The organism is Streptosporangium sp. NPDC049046, assembly GCF_040649155.1.
GTDB lineage: Bacteria > Actinomycetota > Actinomycetes > Streptosporangiales > Streptosporangiaceae > Streptosporangium.
In genome coordinates this window covers 232,840-254,622 of sequence record NZ_JBEZEZ010000012.1, presented here as the reverse complement: position 1 = coordinate 254,622, position 21,783 = coordinate 232,840, and the positions used below count along the sequence as shown (strand labels likewise).

The 21,783-nt window shown below is 68.1% G+C and carries 18 protein-coding genes and 1 pseudogene; 7 read left to right on the top strand and 12 right to left on the bottom strand.

From position 1 onward, the window contains the following. Nucleotides 1–5 precede the first annotated feature (5 nt). The 4 genes and pseudogenes from AB0B96_RS19665 to AB0B96_RS19650 form a co-directional block, all read left to right on the top strand. On the top strand, nt 6–1,361 hold the full coding sequence (locus AB0B96_RS19665) for an extracellular solute-binding protein (protein WP_362900442.1): 1,356 nt from the start codon (nt 6–8) through the stop codon (nt 1,359–1,361). A 74-nt stretch (nt 1,362–1,435) separates the two neighbouring features. Beyond that, entirely contained in the window at nt 1,436–2,329 is an 894-nt protein-coding gene (locus tag AB0B96_RS19660) for a sugar ABC transporter permease (RefSeq protein WP_362900440.1), read from the top strand. Next, on the top strand, nt 2,326–3,150 hold the full coding sequence (locus AB0B96_RS19655; protein ID WP_362900438.1) for a carbohydrate ABC transporter permease: 825 nt from the start codon (nt 2,326–2,328) through the stop codon (nt 3,148–3,150). The genes AB0B96_RS19660 and AB0B96_RS19655 overlap by 4 nt, the downstream gene beginning before the upstream one ends. 747 nt (nt 3,151–3,897) lie before the next feature. Next, nucleotides 3,898–4,419, top strand: a pseudogene (locus AB0B96_RS19650) (transposase domain-containing protein); the annotation flags it as partial. 174 nt (nt 4,420–4,593) lie between these two features. Here the strand turns inward: AB0B96_RS19650 and AB0B96_RS19645 are convergent. The 10 genes from AB0B96_RS19645 to AB0B96_RS19600 all read right to left on the bottom strand — a co-directional run bounded on the left by AB0B96_RS19645 (nt 4,594) and on the right by AB0B96_RS19600 (nt 15,791). Then, nucleotides 4,594–4,827, bottom strand: coding sequence for a hypothetical protein (locus AB0B96_RS19645; protein ID WP_362900467.1), 234 nt, complete (start codon nt 4,825–4,827; stop codon nt 4,594–4,596). Further along, a complete protein-coding gene (locus AB0B96_RS19640; protein WP_362900465.1) occupies nt 4,815–5,126 on the bottom strand; it encodes a hypothetical protein in 312 nt (103 codons plus the stop codon). Before AB0B96_RS19640 ends, AB0B96_RS19645 begins: the two co-directional genes overlap by 13 nt. 293 nt (nt 5,127–5,419) lie before the next feature. Further along, the gene (locus AB0B96_RS19635; protein ID WP_362900436.1) at nt 5,420–6,643 is read right to left on the bottom strand and encodes an MFS transporter; all 1,224 of its coding nucleotides are present in this window, start codon (nt 6,641–6,643) and stop codon (nt 5,420–5,422) included. A gap of 160 nt (nt 6,644–6,803) precedes the next feature. Further along, nucleotides 6,804–8,108, bottom strand: coding sequence for an IS630 family transposase (locus AB0B96_RS19630; protein WP_362900433.1), 1,305 nt, complete (start codon nt 8,106–8,108; stop codon nt 6,804–6,806). A 126-nt stretch (nt 8,109–8,234) separates the two neighbouring features. After that, complete coding sequence (locus AB0B96_RS19625; protein WP_362900431.1) at nt 8,235–8,843, bottom strand: hypothetical protein; 609 nt, start codon at nt 8,841–8,843, stop codon at nt 8,235–8,237. Continuing rightward, nucleotides 8,840–9,880, bottom strand: a complete 1,041-nt coding sequence (locus tag AB0B96_RS19620) for a PASTA domain-containing protein (RefSeq protein ID WP_362900429.1) — start codon at nt 9,878–9,880, stop codon at nt 8,840–8,842. Before AB0B96_RS19620 ends, AB0B96_RS19625 begins: the two co-directional genes overlap by 4 nt. A gap of 207 nt (nt 9,881–10,087) precedes the next feature. Beyond that, nucleotides 10,088–11,191, bottom strand: a complete 1,104-nt coding sequence (locus tag AB0B96_RS19615) for a hypothetical protein (RefSeq protein WP_362900427.1) — start codon at nt 11,189–11,191, stop codon at nt 10,088–10,090. After that, nucleotides 11,188–13,062, bottom strand: coding sequence for a protein phosphatase 2C domain-containing protein (locus tag AB0B96_RS19610; RefSeq protein ID WP_362900425.1), 1,875 nt, complete (start codon nt 13,060–13,062; stop codon nt 11,188–11,190). The genes AB0B96_RS19615 and AB0B96_RS19610 overlap by 4 nt, the downstream gene beginning before the upstream one ends. Next, a complete protein-coding gene (locus AB0B96_RS19605) occupies nt 13,062–13,799 on the bottom strand; it encodes a vWA domain-containing protein (RefSeq protein WP_362900423.1) in 738 nt (245 codons plus the stop codon). The genes AB0B96_RS19610 and AB0B96_RS19605 overlap by 1 nt, the downstream gene beginning before the upstream one ends. 993 nt (nt 13,800–14,792) lie before the next feature. Continuing rightward, nucleotides 14,793–15,791, bottom strand: coding sequence for an SDR family NAD(P)-dependent oxidoreductase (locus tag AB0B96_RS19600; protein WP_362900421.1), 999 nt, complete (start codon nt 15,789–15,791; stop codon nt 14,793–14,795). A gap of 82 nt (nt 15,792–15,873) precedes the next feature. Between AB0B96_RS19600 and AB0B96_RS19595 the strand changes: the two genes are divergently transcribed. Continuing rightward, on the top strand, nt 15,874–16,476 hold the full coding sequence (locus AB0B96_RS19595) for a helix-turn-helix domain-containing protein (protein WP_362900419.1): 603 nt from the start codon (nt 15,874–15,876) through the stop codon (nt 16,474–16,476). 187 nt (nt 16,477–16,663) lie between these two features. Here AB0B96_RS19595 and AB0B96_RS19590 read toward each other — a convergent pair whose 3' ends face one another. Together AB0B96_RS19590 and AB0B96_RS19585 are read right to left on the bottom strand one after the other, a co-directional pair. After that, nucleotides 16,664–18,271: an alpha/beta fold hydrolase gene (locus tag AB0B96_RS19590; RefSeq protein WP_362900417.1), complete on the bottom strand. Its 1,608-nt coding sequence runs from the start codon at nt 18,269–18,271 to the stop codon at nt 16,664–16,666. Between the two features lie 68 nt (nt 18,272–18,339). Then, nucleotides 18,340–19,716: a hypothetical protein gene (locus AB0B96_RS19585; protein WP_362900415.1), complete on the bottom strand. Its 1,377-nt coding sequence runs from the start codon at nt 19,714–19,716 to the stop codon at nt 18,340–18,342. Nucleotides 19,717–20,213: 497 nt separating this feature from the next. Between AB0B96_RS19585 and AB0B96_RS19580 the strand changes: the two genes are divergently transcribed. Beyond that, nucleotides 20,214–20,765, top strand: a complete 552-nt coding sequence (locus AB0B96_RS19580) for a hypothetical protein (RefSeq protein WP_362900413.1) — start codon at nt 20,214–20,216, stop codon at nt 20,763–20,765. Between the two features lie 239 nt (nt 20,766–21,004). Further along, nucleotides 21,005–21,772, top strand: coding sequence for a DeoR/GlpR family DNA-binding transcription regulator (locus tag AB0B96_RS19575; RefSeq protein WP_362900411.1), 768 nt, complete (start codon nt 21,005–21,007; stop codon nt 21,770–21,772). Nucleotides 21,773–21,783: the final 11 nt, after the last annotated feature.

Genomic DNA, 21,783 nt, shown 5'->3' with positions numbered 1-21,783 from the left:
TTCCCGTGCGATCGCTGATCCATTACCGCCGGAACCTCCGGGCGACCGGGGTCGCCGCGGCTGCCCTGCTGCTGGCCGCCTGCGCACCCGGCGGCACCTCCGAAGCCGGCCCGGTACCGTCCAAGCCGGTCTCCACCAGTATCGGAAGCGAACCGGTCACCCTGAAGCTGCTCGTCACCAGCGGCGTCGACGTCCCGTTCTACACCGCACTCGGCAAGCTGTTCCACGCCAAGCACGGCAACGTGACCGTCAAGGTCGAGAACCAGGACTACGCCACCTTGACCACGACCATCGCGCGCACTCTCGCCGGGGACAACGTGCCCGACCTCGTCCGCGTGCCGCAGCTCGGCAACCTGACCAAGGACCACCTGCTGCTCAGCCTCGACCCGTATGTGGAGGCCTATGGGTGGAACGCGTGGCCGCAGTCGCAGTTCGCCTCCACCCGTGTCGGCCCGGACGGCACACAGCGGGGGACGGGCTCGTTGTACGCCGCGGGTGCCGGTTTCGGCCTGACCGGGGTGTACTACAACAAGGCGCTCGCGCAGCGGATCGGGATGACGCGGCCACCGGCGACCGTCGCCGAGTTCGAGCAGCTGCTCGCCAAGGCGAAGGACGCCGGGCTCCAGCCGATCATGACCAACGGCAAGGACGGCGGCAGCGTCTATCCGCTGCAGAATCTGATGATCTCCTACGCCGGTGACGCGCAAGCCGTCCAGGACTGGAACTACACCAAGCCCGGCGCGAGCATTGACAACGCGGCGACAGTCAAGGGCGCCACGACATTGCAACGCTGGGGACAGGCGGGATACCTGCCGGCCGACGCGAACGACATCGACCAGACCCGGGCGCCGGCCGAGTTCATCAAGGGCAACGGCGTGTTCTTCCCGAGCGGCAACTGGCAGGCCCCGAACCTCGACAAGACCGCACCCGGTCAGTTCGGCTTCTTCCTGTTCCCGCCCGACGTCGCCGGTGGGCCGTCGTACGCGATGACCGCCGCCGCCAACCTGGGGATTCCGGCGAAGTCACAGAACGCGGACGTGGCGGCGGCGTTCCTGGACTTCGTGCAGACGGACCAGCAGGCGCGGCAGGAGACGATCACCCTCGGCGGGCTGGTACCGGCGGGACCGACCGACGCGCCGGCTTCGACCGCGCCCGAGGGGTCGGCGGTCGCCGCCACCGTCAACGCGTTCCAGGAGTTGCTGAAGAGCAACGGGCTGGTCGGCTTCATGGCTGATGCGACGGCTTCGATCCACGTCAACAGCCTCGTCCCGCAAACGCAGCTGCTGCTGGCCGGCAAGACGACGCCCGAGGCGTTCGCGGCCAAGGTGCAGTCCGACTACGAACGCGATCTCGGGCGATGATCGCGGCGAGCCGACCCAGGGGCGATGCGGCGCCGTCCGTCCCGGCCCCGGAGGCGATGCGGCAGGCTGCGGCTGTGACCGACCCGTCGAGCGTTCCTGCGGCACGCCGGCGGCGGAGTTGGAGCGCGCTGCTCTGGGTTGTGCCGGCGTTCGGCATGTACGGCGTTTTCGTGCTGTTCCCGATGCTCCAGTCCGTGCAGTACTCGTTCTACGACTGGGACGGCATCGGCCCGGCGACGCCTGCCGGACTGGACAACTGGAAAGCGATCTTCACCCAGCCGGAGCTACTGCAATCGGTGGTGCACGCGTTCGTCCTCGTCGTGTTCTACACGGTCCTGCCGGTCGGGCTCGGTCTGGTCGCCGCGTCGTTCATCCGCGAACTGAAACCCGGCGCGTTCAGCACCACCGCCCGGGTCGTACTGTTCGTCCCGCAGGTGCTTCCGCTGGTCGCGGCCGGTATCGCGTGGACGTGGATGTACTCCTCGGACGGCCTGGTCAATCAGGTCCTGCGCGCGGTCGGCCTCGATCAGTACACGCGGGCCTGGCTCGGCGACTTCACTTTCGCCCTGCCCGCAGTCGGTGTGATCGGGGTCTGGGTCATGCTCGGCTTCTGCACAGTGCTGCTGCTCGCGGGCATCGGCAAGATCGACCCGGCGCTGTACGAGGCGGCCCGGCTCGAGGGGGCCGGGCGGGTCAGTGAGTTCTTCGCCGTGACGCTGCCCGGGTTGCGGCGCGAACTCGTCGTGTGCACGACGTTCACGATCATCGCCGCGCTGGCGAGCTTCGACGTCGTCCAGGTCGCGACGCAAGGCGGTCCCGGCTATCAGACGATGGTGCCCGGCGTGCAGATCTACCGGTTGACGTTCCTGCAGCAGCACGTCGGCCAGGCCTCGGCGCTCGCGGTGTTCCTGGCCGTCGTCGTGCTGGTGGTCATCTGGCCGATCCAGCGTCTCGGGAGGGAGAAATGACCACATCGGGCCTCGCCCATCGAGTAACGCGCACCGGGATCCTTCTCGCGCTGATGCTGTTCGCCGTGGTACCGCTGCTGAGCATGTTCACCACGGCACTGGCACCGCCGGGCAGCACGCCGCAAGGCCTCAGTTGGCCCAGCGACCCGCACTGGCACAACTTCGTCGATGCGTGGAGCGCGGCGAACTTCGTCGCGCTGTTCCGCTCGAGCACCCTCATCGTGCTCGGCGTCGTACCGGCCACGGTCGCGATGGCCACCGCCGCGGGCTACGCCCTCGCCCAGCTGAACGTGCCCTTCGGTAAGGCGATCTACGGTCTTCTCCTCGTCGGACTCACCCTGCCGTTCGAGGCGCTGATCACACCGTTGTACTACGACCTGCGCAGCATGGGATTGCTCGGGACGCGGCTGGCGATCATCCTGCCGCTCATCGGACTGCTCATGCCATTCGGCGTCTTCTGGATGCGCGCACACTTCCTCGGCACCGAGCCCGCGCTCGCCGAAGCCGCGAAAGTCGACGGCGCCAACACCTGGCAGACGTTCCGCCGCATCCACCTGCCGCTGGCCACCCCGGCGTGGTCCGCACTATCCGTGCTCTTCTTCCTCTCCAGCTGGAACCAGTATCTGCTGCCCCTCGTCCTTGTCGACGACCCGACGAAGCGCACCGTGGCCGGCGGGCTGGGCGCCTTCCAGGGGCAGTACGGCACCGACATCGTGCTGCTCTGCGCCGGATCCCTGCTGATCATCCTGCCTTCGCTGGTGATCTTCTTGATCTTCCAGCGCAACTTCGTCAAGGCGCTGATGCAAGGAGCCGTCAAGTGACCGTCCGAGTCTCGCACCTGGAGGTCCCATCGCATCTGGTCGACTGACTGCTTCAACGACCCGACAGGCCAAGCCGCCGCGGCCTTCGACGAGTTCGGGCCGCTGGGCATCCGCCCCACCCCCGGGTCGGGTGGGCGGAGCGGTTGCCGGCCGTTGAAGCGCACCGGCTTGGGGGAGGCGCTATGGGTTGACTCCAGCCGCCGGTCAGGGGCAGGCCGGATCAGAACCCGGCCTACAGGCCGACTCGTCCGCCCTCTCCCCCTCCGACCTGCGGTGAAGCCTCAATTGCACGGTTGCCCAGGTTAAGCACTAGTGTGATGCGCCGCAAATCCAGAGGGTAAGTTGCTGCCATTTTCGGGTGTCGCATCCTGGGCCTTCTGCCGTGGTGATCTCGCTGTCTGAGGACGAGCGTGCCGAGTTGGTGCGTCGGGCGGGGTCGTGGGACCGGAGAGCGGCCGAGCGGGCCCGGATCGTTCTGGCGTGCGCTGACGGTATGCCGAATGCTGCTGCCGCGCGACTTGTTGACGTGGGTCGCGTCCGAGATGCGGTGTAAAAGAGGGGCCCTCCCCCAAGGCCGGGTAGTTAGAGCCTGGAGCTGCGGCGCAAGGGCGTCTCGCTGAGTGAACGGGGCATGAACGAAGGAGCGGAGCTCCGGTAGAAGGGCTTTCGACCAAGATCGCTCTTCGTGAGGAGACTCCGCTGTCCGCACAGTCTGCCGTCACCCGTCTTGTCACGGTAGCCGAGGGCGTGTTCGCGCCCGGGCACCTCGGGGAGCTGACCGCGCTGGTGCCGTTCGAGCCGGTCGACGCGGTGTTGGACGAGACCCGAACCGTGCAGCGCCGCCTGCGGGACCTACCCTCACGGGTCGGCAGCGTGTCGATGCGCCGATTGTTCGAGGTCGTGTCCGGGCCGTTGGCCGGGCGTCGAACACCAGGTGCGAGGTTCGGCGCCTATCGCCCGGTCTCCTTCGATGGCTGCAGCTCGCTGAAGGCCCCCGACACCGCCCGTAACCAGGCATGGCTCGGCTCGGTCGGGCACGGCGGTTACCCCCTGCTGGAGCTGATGACGCTGGTGGAGACCGGCACTCGCGCCGTGATCGGCGCGGTCTTCGGCCCGATCAGCGAGGGCGAGAGGAGCTATGCCCGGCGACTGTTACACCTACTGACCCCGGACGTGCCGGCGTTGTGGGACAAGGGCTTCCACAGCAACGACTTCCTGGCCGAGGTGAGGGCCACCGGCGCGCAGGTCCTGGGCCGACTGCGCGGTAACCGGCGCACTCCCATCCTGCGCCGGATCGGCGACGGCCCTGGTCGACCTCTACCACCAGTGGTGGGAACACGAATCGGCCTACTACGCCCTCCGTCACACGATCATGAACGGCCGCGTCCTGCGCTCCGGCGACCGCCCCGGCCTGGAACAGGAGATGTGGGCCCTGCTCACGCTCTACCAACTGCTGCGCACGGTGATGGTGGACGCGGCCGAGTCCCGCCCCGGCACCGACCCCGACCGCTGCTCCTTCACCATCGCCTTCCAGACCGCCCGCGACCAAGTCCTCCAGGCCACCGGTGTGATCACCGACGGGACGGACCTGGTCGGCGCCATCGGCCACGCCACCTTGACCACCCTGCTCCCACCACGCCGCCCGCGCGTGAGCACCCGCAAGGTCACGTCACCCATGTCCCGCTACAAAGAACGCCTCCCCGACGGGCAGACCCGATCGCAGCCGCGCCGTCACCAGCCTCGATATCACCCTCCTCGATCCCCCGCACACACTCCCCACCGCCTCCCGCGACGACCGGCACACCACCTCGAACAAGCGCCGCCACCACCGCGTCCTGACACTGATCCACGAACATCCCGACCGGCTCTGGCACCCCCGCGACATCGCCCTCCACCTCGGCGACATCACCCTGAACACGATGTATCGGCAGCTGTCTCGCTGGGCCGAACGCGGCCTCATCCGCAAGATCGGCCACGGCATCTACACCGCGACCACGGCTTCCCCCCGCCCCTTGCCGGCAGGCCAGAAACCCTAACTACCCGGCCTTGGGGGGAGCGCCGACGAACTTCGCTGCCAGTTCGCCCATCCGAAGCTGGACCAGTTATCTGGCCAAAGCTGCGTGACGGGCCACCAGATCGAGAGTGATCGTTTCCCAGATCGCGATGCACTACACCGTCGGTGAGGCGTCGACCCGTCGGTCATGCTGCTGCTGTCTGCGTGCGTGATTATGCCGATTGGGGAGGACTCGGACGTCGTTGACACCCTCGATCACTTCACGGCTGAACGTGGTGATGCCGCTTCGGGTACGGCTCGGCCGACAGTAACCGTCAGCACCATGAGGATCGCGATCGCTCCACCGAGCACCATGACGGTCGATGGGGAAGTCGCGTCCACCACGACACCTCCGAGCAGAGCGCCGATGGCGATGGTGGCCTGGAAGGATGAGGTGAAGAGAATGGAGGCCGCCTCCGGCGCGTGGGGGGCCGAGGTGGAGAACCAGGTCTGCGAGCAGACCGGGATGGCGCCGTAGGCCAACCCCCACACAATGAGCAGCACGATCGCGCCGATATATCCCCTGCCAAGGACCGGAAGCAGCAGGGTTGCGCCGGCGAGCATGCAGCCGCTGACGACGAACGTGGCCCGCAGGCCATGTGTCACCGTCACGCCCGCGATGAAATTGCCGATGATGCCGGCGATGCCGTACGCGAGCAGGAACGTGGTGATCAGACCAGGGCTTACCTGGGTGACCTGCTGCAGGAAAGGAGTCACATAGGTGTAGGTCCCGAAATGGGCCATCACTATGAGAAACGTCAGAACAAGCCCGACACGGGCACCGGCACTGCGGAAGAGGTCGCCCAGGACCGTTAACCGCGTCACCTGGACGGCGGGCAGCGGTGGCACCAGCACGATCAGCGCGAGAAACACCCCCACCGTCATCACCCCCATGACGACGAAGGCCATCCGCCAGCCCGCGAGGTGCCCAATGAGGGTGCCCGCGGGTACACCGAGTACGGATCCCAGCGGGACGGCGGAGAAGATCACCGCAGTCGCCGTACCGACCCGCTCCGTTCGCACCAGCCGTACGGCAATACCGGCGCCGATCGACCAGAAACCACCGATGACCAGCCCGACCAGAACTCGGGAAATCACCATGACCCAGTAGGCCGGTGCGGCAGCCGCGAGGAAGTTCGCGATGGCCAAAAGGAGCATCAAGGCGCACAGCATCAAACGCCGGTCGAATCGCCCGGTCGCGACGGTGACCGTCGGGGCGGCGATCGCGGCCAGAATGCCGGGAATCGTCATCATCAGGCCCGCTGCACCGTTGGAGATGTCGAAACTGGACCCGATGGACGTCAGCAGGCCGATCGGCAAGATCTCGGCGGTAACGATCGAGAAGATCCCCAACATCACTGAAATAACAGCCAGCCAACCGATCAGCGGTGATCGTGTCGGCACGGCAGAGGCGGCGGTAGAGGTAGAGGTGGTGGACACGCGCCCAGTCCAGCAGCAATTACGGCCATGGGCTGGCGGGTTTGAGACCTCACCGTCAGATCCCGGAGCGAGTGGCCCTGCATACAACGTTGCCCTGGCCCCTCCGATCGGGAGCAGCACCTGTCCCAAAATAACCCCGCCAACATTCAGAGACGGGTCACTAGTGTCCTGCGCCTGAAATTTGTCGGCAATATCTAGCGAGGGATTCGAGGATCTCTTCCGCGGTCTTCTTCCATACGAACGGACGCGGGTTGTCATTCCACTGGTCGATCCAGGTGCGGATGTCCTTTTCCAGGGCCTGCACGCTCTTATGGGCTCCGCGCCTGATCAGCTGGTCGGTCAGGAAACCGAACCAGCGCTCGACCTGGTTGATCCACGAGGAGCCGGTCGGGGTGAAGTGCATGTGGAATCGAGGGTGACGCGCCAGCCACGCTTTGATTGCCGGAGTCTTGTGCGTGCCGTAGTTGTCGCAGATCAGATGGATGTCCAACCCTGCCGGGACGGTCTTGTCGATCGTGATGAGGAACTTCTTGAACTCGGCGGCGCGGTGCTGGCGGTACAGCTCGCCGATGACGGTCCCGTCTTCGATGTTGAACGCGGCGAACAGGCTGGTGATCCCGTTGCGTACGTAGTCATGGGTGCGGCGCTCGGGCATGCCCGGCATCATCGGCAGCACCGGCTGTGAGCGGTCCAAGGCCTGGATCTGGGACTTCTCATCCACGCACAACACCACCGCGCGCTCGGGCGGATTGTGATACAGCCCGACCACATCGACGACCTTCTCCACGAACAACGGATCGCTCGACAGCTTGAAGGTCTGGGCCCGGTGGGGTTTGAGCCCGAAGTCGCGCCAGATCCGCCCGATCGTCGACCTGGACAGTCCGCTGCGCCGGGCCATCGAGGTCCTCGACCAGTGCGTGGCGCCGGTGGGGGTCTGTTCCAGCGTTGCCACCACGACCTGCTCCACCTGGTCCAGGGTGATCGAGGGGGGCCGGCCCGGCCGTGCCTCGTCGATAAGGCCGTCCAGTCTCAGGCGCAGGAACCGGGTGCGCCATTTGGACACCGTGTCCGGATGCACCCGCAGCTCGGCGGCGATCTGTTTGTTGTCCTTGCCGTCCGCGCACGCCAGCACGATCTTCGAGCGCATCGCCAGGACCTGCGAGGACTTACTGCGCTGCGCCCACCGCCGCAGCGTCACCCGCTCGGTGTCGGTCACTGTCAGCTCTGACTTCGGCCGCCCGGAACGCGTCTCGTCGGCCAAGGCGTCCAGGCCGCCGCGGGCGAACGCCGCACGCCACTTACGCACCGTGGCCAGCGCTGTTTTCAGCTCTCGTGACACCTGCGCGTTACTCGTCCCGGGCTCGGCGCACGCCAGCACGATCTTCGCCCGGATCGCCAATCTCGACGACTCCGCCGACATGGCGCTCAGCCGAGCACGCTCGGCCTCGGTCAGCTGAATCTCCACTGCGGAGGGCCCTGGGCGTGACACGCGCATCAGCATACAAACTTATGCGGCAAATTTCAGGCGCAGGACACTAGGTTCCGGGCCTGCTGGACCACCCGAACGGCGGTCGGATCGGCGGTGACGCGGTCATGGTTGCGATGCGTCCGTGCCGACGAGGCGGATCCCGTCACCGAGCCTGAGCTGGAGTGGCATGGTGAGTCTCGCCGTGTTCTGGGCCACCGGAAAGCCCTCCACGCTCCACGTTATGCTCGCCGAGCAGTCGCCCGCGCGCAGGCTCATCAGGCGACCGTTGCGAATGCTCGCCTGGAGCAGGCCGACGCCGAACTCCAGGTCGATGCCGAAGCCGATGCGGGCCACGTACTGACCCTCGACGTACACGTCGACGTAGGGGGCGTGCTTTGACGTGATCGTGTGTCCGTCCAGGCGCACTATTTCGGTGCTTCCGGGTTGTTCGACGCTTCTGCGTGCGGCGAGCCCCAGCTCCCGGTACTGCAGCCAGCCGCCGAGCAGGACCGTGCCCAGTTCGATGCCGCGCAGCAGTTCGCCGCCCGCGTCGGCGACCCTGCTGTTGAGCGCGCCGCGGAAGGCCGACCCCGCTCGCTGGGGGCCGTCCTCGACCCGCTCAAGCGTGCGGTGCGTGTCGAGGGCCCGCGACAGCTCCGCCGTCGCGTTTCTCGGGTCCGGGAAGAGCAGGAGATCGGCAGTGCCCGGCTCGGTTTCGATGTGGACTGTCACGATACGACCTCTCTTAGTTCCTGGCGGCCGGGGTCCGCGAACAGTTCCACCCGAATGTCCGGCACCGGGGCGGACGGGGCCGCGCCAGGCGGCGGAGAGCCGGTCAGGCGAATCTCCAGGCGCGGGGTGGGATCGGGGTGCGGATCGCAGTGGATCGACGGCACCCGCTGGGGCTGGGTTTGGGGCGGGACCTGGGGATACGGCTTGGTTTGGGACGGTGGCCGGGACTGGGCCTGGTGCGGATCGCTTGTTCGTACGGCAGGGTGGGCCCGCAGGGTCCGGGCGACGAGGACGAGGATGAGGGCGATTGCCAGTCCCGGGAGCACGATCCCTACGAGCGCTACGGGGATCAGCGGTGAAGAGGAGCCATTGTCGGTCCCAGGGGGCTCTCCAGGGACCGTCTCGCCCGGGTTCGGCGGCTCCGTCACCGCCTTCTGCAGCGACACCGTCACGGTCGTGCCCTCGGAGACCTGGCTGCCGGCCACGGGATCCTGGCTGCTGATCGACCCCGTCTCGGGCGAATCGGGATCCACGCGGAGCACCAGGCCGACCTCCGAGAGCTGCAACCTGGCCACTGCCGGGCCGAGTCCGATCAGCGACGGCACGGTCACCTGGGACCCCGGCTTCACTGGCGGTGGTGCAGGAGTGATGACCTCGGGCGGGGGCGGATTCGGGGAGACCAGGTCTATTCGCACGGTCGTGCCGAAGCTCACCAGTTGGTCCGCGGGCGGATCCTGGCCGGCGACCTTCCAGTCGGCGCTCGCGCTCGCCGGCCGCGGGTCCTTGCCCAGGCCAGCGGCATCGAGGACGGTTTCGGCGTCGGCGCGGGAAAGATTTCGCACATCTGGGACCTTCGGGCCGACCTCGAGGATGACCGTGTAGACGACGTTGTCCCGGGCGGCGATGCCACGGTCCGCCGAGCAGTTTTCCACCACGTAGTCGATGACGTAGGACGTCGAGGTCGGCAGGAGGGTCTGGGGAATCACCTGAATGTCGATGTCCGCGTCCGGCACGTTCAGAAGCGTGTCTCTCGCCACCTGGAGCTCCTGACGCCGTACGTCGGGTGGCTCACAGCCGCCGGGCACGGTCGGCGTGGGGGACGGTAGCACCGGGCTTGTGAACACGGCCAATGACACGGCGAGCATCGAGAGGTGGCGAAGCATCGGCTACTCCGCGGGGGGTGCGGTCATGACGCCCGGAACACGGCTGGTGCTTGACATTCGATTCACTCCCCTTGAACGAGGTCACTTACCCAGAGCGATGACGAGGAAGAAGAGCACGATCAGCACGGCCACCGCCACGACCGCCCACTTCGCTTCTCCTCCCGAACCTGCCGAGGTGGCCGGCACCGGAGGCGTGGCAGTGATCGGGGCCGGCGTCACGGCCGACTCGCCCGTCGGCCAGGGCTTCTTGATGAAGCCGTCCACGTTGACGTAGAGCCGCTCCCCGATGACCATCCTCGGCCACACCGCGGCCGCCTCTCGGAGCCGTTCCCGCACACCGGGCGGCGGCAGGGTACGGCTGCACTCGATGAGCGTGTCGGCGAGGGCCGACGGCATGACCCTTCGGAGGACCACCGGATCCGGCTGCCAGGTTTCGACCGTCTCCTGGACGCAGCGCACCACCGCCCAGGCGAACTTGTAGTGGTCCGAGGTCACGTCGAAGGCCACCCCACGCCGCTCCACCGGAAGCTTCCACTGTTCCGGGTCGACAGGAGGCATCGCGCCCTCACCCATGAGCGGCACGCAGGAGTCGCAGTCGAGGAGGTACACCTTGGGGCGCGGATCGATCGTGAAGACGGCGTTGCGCAATTGCAGATCCCCGACCGCGTACCCGTGCTGGTGCAGCCAGGTGACGGTGTCCAGCAGCTCACCGAGCACGGCCAGCTTGTACGGCGGCTCGTAGTAGGCCTTCTTCACCTCGTACCGTTGCGCGATCCGCCTCGCACGGTCCGGGCTCCGGGTGAGCTCGTCGAGGTGACGCGGGGTCTCGGTCGCCTCACCCGAGCCGGAGGTCCGCTGTTCGAACATCGACCTTTCGGCGAGCCTGATCAGGATGCCCTCGGCCCTGGCGGGCGTGCCGACGACGGCGATCGGCCAGGCGCACCTCTCGTCCAGCACCGCACGCTCCTCGTCCGGGAGCTCCCTGCGCCAGCGGATCATGGAATGCAGTGCGGGGACGCGCACCTCGTCGGCGGTCTCGGACTTGTACCTCTTGAACAGGTAGGTGCGCCGGTCGGGGGCGATGCAGAGCCGCAGTCCGTCCGTCTGCCCTCCGTCGCGGAGCGCCGGCCCCTCCCCGGTGAATGTCAGCTCGCCGACGTGGACGATCATCGGAAGATCCGTCACGGCACGGCCGTATCGTGGCGTCCGGCCCAGATCGCGACCACCGTCCGGTCGTCGTCGAAGGTGGAGAGGCGGAAGTCGACCTCCCGGACGAAGTCGACCAGGCTCGGCGGGGTTCGCCAGGTCTGGGACAGCCGCTGGGCCAGCGGGGTCCGGCCGCCCGCGACGCCCGCGGCGAAGCCGTCGCTGCTGAGCACCAGCAGGTCACCCGCGCGCCACGAGAACATCTGGACCTGGATGTCGGCGAGGTCGCCCGGGATCGCCGCCGTCACGTTGTCGCCTCCTCCTTCGCCCGCCAACGCCTGCCACCGGCCGCCGGTGACGAGGATGGCCGGGGAGTCGCCGACGGCGGCGCACACGGCTTGCCCCTCTCCCTCCGAAGGGAGGACGGCCACGGTCAGAGTGGTCCCGGGTCGTGCGGAAGGGGTGCGTTCGGTATTGGTGCCCGGCCGCGGCGCGCCCAGGGACTCGGTGGTCCGCCGGACCGTGTCGGACACGTGGGCGAGCACGGATTTCCAGTCCCAGCTCTGCGGGCGTTCACCGGACCGCAACGCGGAGTCGATCCCGTCCAGCGCGGCCCTGACGGCGACCGTGGACGCGATCTCCGCGTGGCGCGCGCTGCCCAGGCCGTCGGCCACGACCGCGATGACCCAGCGCTCGTCGCCGCTGAGCCGCACGCCGTACGCGTCCTGCCGGGTCTCGCCGCGGAAGCTGTGCGTGCGGCCCCGTACCGTGGCGGCGCGCACCGTCGTGCCCTTGACCAGGCCTCCGTCGAGTGCAAGCCCGGCATCGGCCGAGGTGGTGCTCCAGGGCAGGTGCACGGCGATCCGCCTGGGCTCGGGACCGACGACCACGCGGGTGTCCTGCGTGACAACGGACCGCGGCGCGTCGGGGGACGCCACGTGCGGCCGCCTCCCTCCACGCGCGGCGGTCGTCGCGGGACGCCAGCCGAGGAGGTAGAGCGCGGTGAACGCTGCTGCCCCGCCCAGCAACAGGGCCAGGATCGTCTGTGCCGGAGGGAACCCGGACGACGTCGACACGTTGTCGCCCGCCCAGTCCCTCGCCACGTCGGCCGGTTTCTTCCCGTTGTTCCTCACCTCGGTGAGCAGACGGTCGACGACCTGCGGGGTGAGTACGTCCGTCACCTCCTGGAGCACCCGCTCGGCCTCAGGAGCCCTCTCGGCGACCTGGTCGCCGGCGAACACGCTCAGCGTCCGGGGAGGCAGGATGTTGTCCGGGTCTTCGAGCGGGACGAGGTCCCCCTTCTTCGAGCCGGCCGGGACGATCGCGCCTCCCGTGAAACCGGACTGTGTCAGGGCGGCGGCGTCGAAGTCCGCCTGACCGCTGACGGCGAGTCCCCGGTCGGTCAGTGCCCGGTTGAACACGCTGAACTCCGGCGGGACCAGGACAGTGACCCGGGTCGTATCGTTCTGGTACTTCTGCGCGAATTCGGCAACCGTCCGGACGTCCCGCTGCAGCGAGGGGGACACGGCAAGCACCGCGCGGCTCTGGATCGCCGTCCTGCTCACGAGCGTGTGCCCGGGGAGGGCTGTGGGGAGTCGCTGGTCGTCCGGCGTCGACGGGGCCGGCGACGCGGCCATGAGCACGTCGAGTTCGTAGTCGATGGCGACCCGTGCGTCGCCCGACTGCTTCGTGTAGTCCGCGATCTCGGCCACCTTCTTGGCGACGCCGTCGACGTCGGCCCGGTCGAGCGCGGCGGCGTAGATCTCGGCGACGAGCTGTTCACGCTCTCCCGCCCGCGCGTTGACGATGATCTGCCGTCCCGAGTCGCCGGACCCGCCGCAGCCGGCGACGGCGAACCCGATGACGAGGGTGGCGACCGCGCTGGTACGGACCCGGCCCGGTGGGCCCATCAGGAGCCTCCGCACGGGAGCCGGCGCATGCCGGCCGGAATCGGGATCACGAAGTCGGAATTCCTGATCGAGCTGCCGATGCTGTCCTGGACCGCCTGGGCTATCGCCGCTACCACCTTGACCGCCTGGATCGACTCGTCCGCGACGTACGCCAACGGGTTGTTCCGGAAGGATGTCGCCACCTGGCAGAGTGTCTGCTCGGTGACCTGGCCGAAGCCCATCGCCGTGATGTGCGGGCGGTGCGGGAACGCGGGGTCGGTCAGCCTGGCACGGGCGGGCAACCAGACCTCGGCAGGCTGGCGGCCTTTTCCGACGAAGGGCTCGCCGTCGGTGATGAAGAAGACCACCGGGGCCTTGAGCTGGTACTGCCCGGCCAGGCGGGCGCAGTCGGCCTGGATGAGCTGCCGCAGGGTCAGGAACACCTGCTCGTAATTGGTCTGACCGCCCTTGGGCAGCGCGGGGATGTTGCTCGCGTCACAGGGGCGGGTGAGCGGGAGCACCACGTCGGCCCTGTCATGGAAGGCCACGATGGACACGTGCGCGGCCTCGCTCACCCCCGGATCACCGGCCTCGAGCTGAAAGAGCAGCTCCCCGACACAGTTGGAAAGGATGTCGAACGGAGTCTGCCTGCCGTCCTCGCGGGGGGCGTGCATCGAGTGGGAAACGTCGCACGTGATGTAGAAGGGAAACGCCCTTGGAAGGGCATAATTGTAGGTGGGCTCCGGAGAATGCGACACGGCGACTACTCTCCTCAAGATCGCTGACGCGGACGGCCCGAGGTGTGCGATACGGGCCCCCTCACCCCATTAGATACGCCGTGAAGGCCGCAGCATTACTCATTTTTGGGAATTAATAGCTGCGGCACGGTGACAGACTCCGACAACGCCGGTCCGCAGGGTCGGGAGCCTGCGCGGTTCGTCGTTTTTCTTCGATGATCCACTCCAGGTCGAGCGCATGATGTTTCCTCGGTGCTCCCGCGCCGGGTCAGACTCCAAGAGCGTCAATACCTGTGAAGACGACTCCCGTACCGCCTGCTCCGAGACGCCCCACCAGGCGATACGGGCCAATCTGCGGCGGATCTTCAGCGGTGAGCGGTCGGAGAGCGGCGGTTGCCGGCATTTGCTGGTTCACCGGGCTCCGTTCAGGAGGGAAAGCGCGGCGAGTGTCGGCCACTCCTGGGAAAGTTCAGAGGTGTTTTATCCCATCCGGCTCTCTCGTGTCGAGCGAGAATCATGCAACTTGCGAAAATTTGCTAGATTTGCACTATAAGTCCGAAATTAACCTATTTCGTGTATGTCTTCATGGGGCTCTACAATCCACCGGTCAAAGGGGGAGATCTTTATGTGTCCCTCTGTGCCTGCTGTCTCCCGTTGGTGAGCATCCCTGTGAACTGTTGAGGTTGTTGTAAACCAATGAGCCGAGGCGGCTGTCTTCTTGTGGCATGTGTCGTGCGGCGCACGTGGTAGAGGAGGGCGCGACGACGGAATACCGGGACACTCCCGAGGCCCTGGAGTGGCACCAGCCGATTCACGCGAGGGCGGCAGCGGGCTGAGCCGGATCGCGCATCTGGCCGGCGCCGTCACACGATCAAGCCCTCCGTGCCGCAGTTGTTCCGACGTCGCGCCCGATGCGGCACCCGGTACGAACTCCCTCCGCACGCGTCCAAGGCGACCTGTCGCGGAAAGCGGACCGCGTGACTGAGCACGCGGTCCGGGATGTGGCTCATCGCGTCATGCGGAGGCCGCGTCGGAGTGGACTCCCCGGTCAAGCAGGGCGTTGATCATCTCCTGGAGTTGGTCGCGTCCGACGGTGCCGAGTGCGCCGGTCAGGGCCTGGGCGAGCTTGTCGAACGGGTCGTCCATCGGCAACTCCTTCACTTTCTCGGCCAGTTCCTCCACGCTCCACAGCCCGTCTTTGTGGATGTGGCCGCCGAGGGACCAGCCGTGGTTGACCGTGACCGTTCCGCCCCGTACCGACAGCACCTGGCCGGTGAACGGGCAGGCTGTGCTGGCCAGGTAGGCGGCGACAGACGCGCCGGCGGCCGGGTGCAGTGGGTCGAACCGGCCCGGCGGTGGTTCCTGGCTCATACCGGGAACGGCGACGGTGAGACGGGTGCGGGCCATCGAGGGGGAGATGCAGTTGACCCGCACGCCGTATCGGCCGAGTTCGAGGGCGGCCACGGTGGTCACCGCCGCGACTCCGGCGTTGCCCGCCGCATAGGAGACCTGCGCGGGCAGCGGGTTGAGCAGCCCGGAGCCGGAGGAGGTGTTGACCACGGCGCGGTCGGTGTGGACCCCTGCCTGATACCGGTCGCGCCAGTGGCGGGCCGCCCAGTGTGTTACCGCGAAGGTGCCCTTCAGCTTGACGGCCACGACGTCGTCGAAGTCCTCCTCCGACAGGTCGGTCAGGCCCATGTTGCGTTCGATGGTCGCGTTGTTGACCACGACGTGCAGGTCGCCGAAGGACTCCAGGGCCGTCTGCACCATGTGGCGGGCGCCGTCCCAGTCGGCGACGCTGTCGGTGTTGGCCACGGCCTGTCCGCCGCGGGCAGTGATCTCTTCGACGACCTTCGCGGCCACCCCGGCGTCGCCGCCCGTGCCGTCGATGGCGACGCCGGGGTCGTTGACGACGACCTTGGCGCCTTCGGCGGCGAAGAACAGCGCCTCTTCCCGCCCGATGCCGCGCCCTGCCCCGGTGATGAGGACGACGCGTCCGTCCAGACTTCCCATGAACGATCTCCATCCACTCGCTACAGTCTATGCATCAATTCATAGTATGCATCAATGCGGAAGATGAACTAAACTGTCCTGCGTGGTGGAAAAACACGGACTGCGAGAGCGCAAGAAGCAGCGCACCCGGCAGGCACTGATCGAGGCGGCGGTGCTCCTGTTCGAGGACAAGGGCTACGACCACGTGACCGTGGCCGAGATCGCCGACGCCGCGGAGGTGTCCCCCCGTACCTTCTTCCTCCACTTCCAGGCCAAGGAGGATGTGCTCCTGGCCAATGCCGACGTGCGCGTCGATCTGGCGCTGCAGGCGATCGCCGAGCGCCGCGCCGGGGAACGGCTGCCCGAGGTGCTGGTGCGGGCGATGGACCAGATGATCGCCAACACCTGGGACAGCGACCTGCCCAGCGGGCTCGCCGCACTTCGCGCGCGGCTGGCGGCCTCGGTGCCGGCGCTACAGGCCCGGCTGCTGCAGCGTTACCTCTCCGCGCAGACCGAACTGGCCCAGGCGCTGCAGCGGGCGTTTCCCGACAGACTCGACACGATCACCGCCTCCGCCCTGGTCGGCGCGATGGTGGGCGCGATCAGCGCATCCGCACTGACCGCGCTGCAGCGCGGCGACGGTCCCAACGAGGTACGGAACGCCATGCGGCAGGCCATGGCCTTGGTGGCGCGATCCGTCACCTGACCCTGTCCATCCCAGCCGTGATTCGTTCAGAACCGCGCGATCGCCGGTGTCCGACTGCTGGGGGAAGCTCACTTCGTTGCTCCGCGTCAGGGCTCCCTCAACGGACTTGCGTGACCTGTGGAAACGCTAACTGCCCGACCTTGGGGGAAGCTCAGGACGGACAAGAGGAGGGCGCTGGGCGGCGGGGTCAGCAGGCGGTGTCGGTGGCCGGCAGTTCACCGGTGGTGAGGTAGCGGGTGACCGTGGCGTTGAGGCAGATGTTCCCGTAGTGCGGGAACGGGGCGTGGGTGTGGGCGTCGATCGTGACCAGGCGTGACCCGCGGATGCGCGCGGCCACGGCCCTGCTCACAGACGGCGGCACCGCCACGTCCCGCAGGGCCGCGACGACCAGGGCGGCCGGCGCGCGGTTGCCGTCGAGCCGCACCGGTTCGTCCTTGGCGGGCGGCCAGAACGCGCATGGGTTGATGTTGGCGTTGGCCGGGCCGAACAGCGGGTGGCGGTCCCGCTGGGAGGCGATGTCGCGCAGGTAGACACGCGGGTCACGCGGCCAGGGGGCGTCGGCGCAGCGGTAGGCGATGTTGGTGGCGGTGTGGTGGTCGGCGGGCACGCCGGGCACGCCTTCGGGCCGCGGAGGGCGGATGGGGAACGGCAGGAACGGCTCCCGTCCGGCCGCGACGGCGGCGAAGACCGCGGCGACGACGCCGAAGGTGCGCTCGTCGTAGATCCCGGCCACCAGCAGGGCACCCAGCTCGCCGACGGTCCAGGCGTGACCGCCGATGACGACGGGCGCTCGGGTGGCCCGGTCGAGGATCCCGGTGAGCGTGGCGTGCACCTGTGCGGTGGTCTCCCCCAGACCGTATTCGGAGTGCCGCCGGGCGACCCAGGCGGCGAGGGCCACCGTTCCCTTCTCGAACGCAGGGGTGCGGCCCATCTCGTAGGGCCGCCAGATCGTGTCGGCGTTCACCGGGCTGTCCAGTACGAACCGGTCCACGCGACGGGGGAACAGCGTGCCGTAGACGGTGCCGAGCAGTCCCGCGTACGAGCCGCCCAGATAGGAGATCTTCTCCTCGCCGAGGGCCGCGCGGATGAGGTCCATGTCGCGGGCGGCGTTCGCGGTGGTGGCGTGCGGCAGGGCCCAGCCGGAGGCCCGTACGCAGCCTTCGGCGTACCGCCGGGCCTCGGCGGCTTCGGCGGGGAGGCGTCCGGGGGGCGCGGGGCGTACCCAGAACCCGCCGGGCTCCTCCTCGGGCTGCCCGCAGCCGATGGGTGTGCTGCGCTCGACGAATCTCATGTCGAATCCGACCAGGTCATACCGGGCGCGGACCTCGGGGGACAGCGCCGGGGCGAGGCTGACGGGCAGCGGGACGCCCGGCCCGCCGGGGCCGCCGCCGGTGGTGAGCAAAACGCCCCGGCGCCGCGCCGGGTCGGTGGCGGGCAGCCGGGAGATGACGACGGAGATGGTGCGGCCGCGCGGGCGGCGGTGGTCGAGGGGGACGGTGACCCGTGCGCATCGCAGGTCCGGCGCGCTTACCCCGGCGCACGCCTCCCACCGCAGTCCCTTGCCCCCGGTGGCGGTACCGGGTGCGGCGACCGCGGGGGAGGTCAGGGCCGCGGCGGCGACCGGTGCGAGCGCGGCGGCCGTCACGGCACGGACGAGGCGCCCGGACCGGCCCCGCCCGCGTGCCGGGTCGGCCGGGACCGCGCTCGTGCCGTCCCCTCCCGCGTCGCGCGGCTCGGCCGGAGCGCGGCCCTTTGTGCGTGCACGTTCGCCGGTCGGGGCTTTCCTTACGAGCATGGGTCTCCCTGCCGTGAAGGGCGGTTCGCGAGCGCTGCCTCGTGGTCGCGGGCGATGCGTGAAGGGGATTACGTGGGGAGCAGGGCCAGCAGGTTGGCGGGGAAGTTCGCGAAGTCGTCAGGGCGGATGGCCCGCAGGACGGTCGCGGCGAGCACCGGGTCGTGCTGGATCATGAGGATGGCGGTGTTCGGCTGGCTGAAGAATTGCACGGTCATGGACAGCAGCTCGGTGTCACCCGAGGAGTAGACCTTGGCGGGATAGTATTTTCCGCTTCTCGACTGGTTCAGCGGCGTGTAGTACGCCTCGAACGCCGGCATGGCACCGATGTCGAAGGCGGGTTCCGGCTTGTCCGCGTTGGGATAGATGTTAATGAGTCGAGGGCCCACCATGCGCATCCTGAGGATCTGCTGCAGGCGCACCCATTCGACCACGGGAAGGTAGAACTCGACCTGGTGCCCGATCTCGTGCACCACCGTCGAGATCTCGTCCATCACCGAAAGACGCACCTTGTTGCCCACCCGTGCGGCGTTCGCCCGGTACTGCCTCACCCGGGTGCCGATCCAGAACCGGCCGGGTTCAACGGTGTCCTCGGTGACCTCGATGTTCGACACGTGCTTCTCGGGGGGCCTGCGCGACGGCTGCACGAGGGCGGCATAGATGAGCATGCCGGTCGGCGTGTCCTTGTAGAACCGCTCGACGTGCTTGTTGAAGTGCTTCTGGGTCTTGCACGCGTCGGTGACCCTGATGTTGGGCAGAGTGCCGCCCTGGGCGCCGGAGCCGACGGCGAGCTTGTTGGCGTACATGGCCTGGACCACCGCGAGGTTCTCCAGGGCCTGGATCAGCGCCGTCTTCTGGGTCGGAGTGGGATCGTTGGGTGTGTGCACCGCGTGGAGGACCTGCTCGGCGGCCTCCACCAGGGGGTCCTTGAGCGAGCCCGGCGCGTGGTTCTGGATGAGGACCTTCAGGTCGGCGGGGACGTCCGCGTGGTTCAGGTAGAGCCGCCGCTCGCACACGACGACGTACGAGTCGAAGCGCGCGCGCACCGCCGCGTTCACCCGCGTGTTCTCGTCCTCGTTGGCGACGATGTTGTTGGCCCTCGCGTAGGAGGTGGTCGCTCTGATGGCGACCATGGACACGTAGGACAAGACCGAGCACCCGCCGACCAGGGGCGAGCACGCGTGCATCGCCGCGTCGACGTGGTTGTTCAGGACCGTCAGCGCGGGCCCGGCGAGCGTGTCGAGCTGGGGGTTCGCGACCGCCGCGCAGAAATCCGTGACCGCGGCGGTGCACACCGCGTTCTGCGTGATCCCGGCCTCCTTGACGTGGTCTTCCAGGCGCGTCAGCAGCAGCTGGAAGACGGTCGGCGCGATCGCGTCCGGGTCGCAGTTCGTGTTGGAACGGTCCCCGCGCATGCCGCTGTCGGGGGAAGGTTGGGCGGGAAACATGGTGGACCCTTTCGGGAGGGGGCGGTGGTGAGCCGGGGATCAGATCATCGCCAAAAACGGAAATGATATTTCAGCGGAAAGGGTGACTTGTGAAGCTTAAGCCGATCGCGTCGGCTCGACAATTGGCCTCCACGGTTTGTCCGTATTCTGGCTTTTAATCAGAAAATTGCATTTAATGCCACCTTGAAGCTTTTGGGGGGATGAGGTTCTTCCACGTCACGTCCGGCTCTCAAGCATGTCCTCGAAAAGCGGGTGGCATCTCCACATCGCCCTCGCCGAGGGAGGGGCACAGAGAAAGGTCCGTTCGCCGCGAAGAACGCGGGACGAAGCCGCGCGGGCGATGTCGCATGCGGCTTCCGCCTGTGGTGCGGACCTGACTGAAAGTTTCAGCCTTGACGTGCGCGGATGCCTGCCCGCGCTCCGGGCGCTGGTCGGCTCGCTCTGCCCGGTTTTATGGTGACGATCCCGAACCTCCGGCCTCTTGCGAGAGGGACACCATGGAACTCAGCGTTCGTCGTCCTGCCCAGGTTCTGCGCCTCGCCCTCGTCGTCGCCCTGGCGTTGACCGTCGGCGCGGTGCTGTTCGCTCCCGCCGCGCTCGCCGCCACCTTTCGCTCGGCCACCTCCTCGGGCTGGGGCCCCAGCCCGGCGGCGGGGAAAAGCGCCGCGGAGAACAACGCCCGCGCCGAGTTGAACCAGCAGGCCGCCGCGGCGGGCGAGGTCTGCTCGGGCGTGTCCGTCACCACCAGGCACCTCTACACCGCGCCCGACGGTTCGGCGTGGATCTACGAGGCGACCGCGTCGGGCAACTGCGAGGTCCCCTCGTCCACGCCGCCGTCGTACACCGTGCCGCGCACCGAGACCCAGCAGGCCGGTGGCGCGAGCCCGTCCGCCGCCATCGCGAACGGCTCGCAGGCCGCCCGCGCGGCACTCCTGGCGGCGGGCCAGGCGTGCACGGGCTACAGCACGACGTCGTCGCTGGTCTACTCCGCGCCCGGCGGCGCGTGGTGGATCTACAACGTCACCGTCTCGGCCACCTGCACCCACTGACCGGCGGTTCCCGCCACGGCTCGGCCTTCGCCCGGTGGTGGATGGCCGGGCCGTGGTGGATGGGGGCGGTGGCCCCATCCACCACGTGCGCGCGCTTCGCGCTGCCACGCCCGCCCGCTGCCTGATCCCTACCGCCGGTAAAGGTTTCCCTCTCCGAGAGCGCTGTGTATTGACCGGATAACCACACATAAGCATAATCTCCGTCATGCAAGCACAAATTTCCACAGAAGTGGGCAGGCATGCTGCCCGCTGAGCGGCACGCGCGGATCGGGGAGGCGCTGCGTACCTCCCGTGTCGTCAGCACCGACGACCTCGCGCAGGAGCTCGGCGTGTCGGCGGAGACGATCCGCCGCGACTTCGTGGTGCTTGAGCGCCAGGGCAGGCTGTCCCGCGTCCACGGGGGCGCGACGATCGCGCTCGGGCAGGTCGGTGGCGAGGAGGCCCCGTTCGCCGAGCGCACCGGGACCGCCGCGGACGCGAAGGCCCGCATCGGACGTGCCGCCGCCGCCCTGGTGCGTCCCGGCCAGACCGTGGTGATCGACGTGGGGACCACCGCCGTCCAGGTGGCGCGGGCACTGTCACTGGACTTCACCGGGATCGTGGCCACCTGTTCCCTGCTGGTCGCCGCCGAGCTCTCCGAGCGGCCCGGCATCGAGGTTCTCGTCTGCGGAGGCCGGTTGCGGACCGGAGACCTCGCGCTCTCCGGTCCGGTGGCCCAGACGTTCTTCACGGACCTGAACCCGGACATCGCGTTCCTCGGGTCGGGGGGCGTCGACGCCGCGGCCGGTCTGACCGACTACCACCTGGATGAGATCGCGGTGCGAAAGATCATCCTCAGGAACGCGGCGCGCTCGTACGTGCTGGCCGACTCCGGCAAGTTCGGCCTGGTCGCCCGGCACCGGGTCGCCGAGGTGGGCGAGTTCACCGGCCTCGTCACCGAGGCGGAACCACCGTCCGCCATCCAGGACACGTTCACCCGCAAAGGCGGGGTGATCGTGCTTTCTTGAACGTTCCCGAC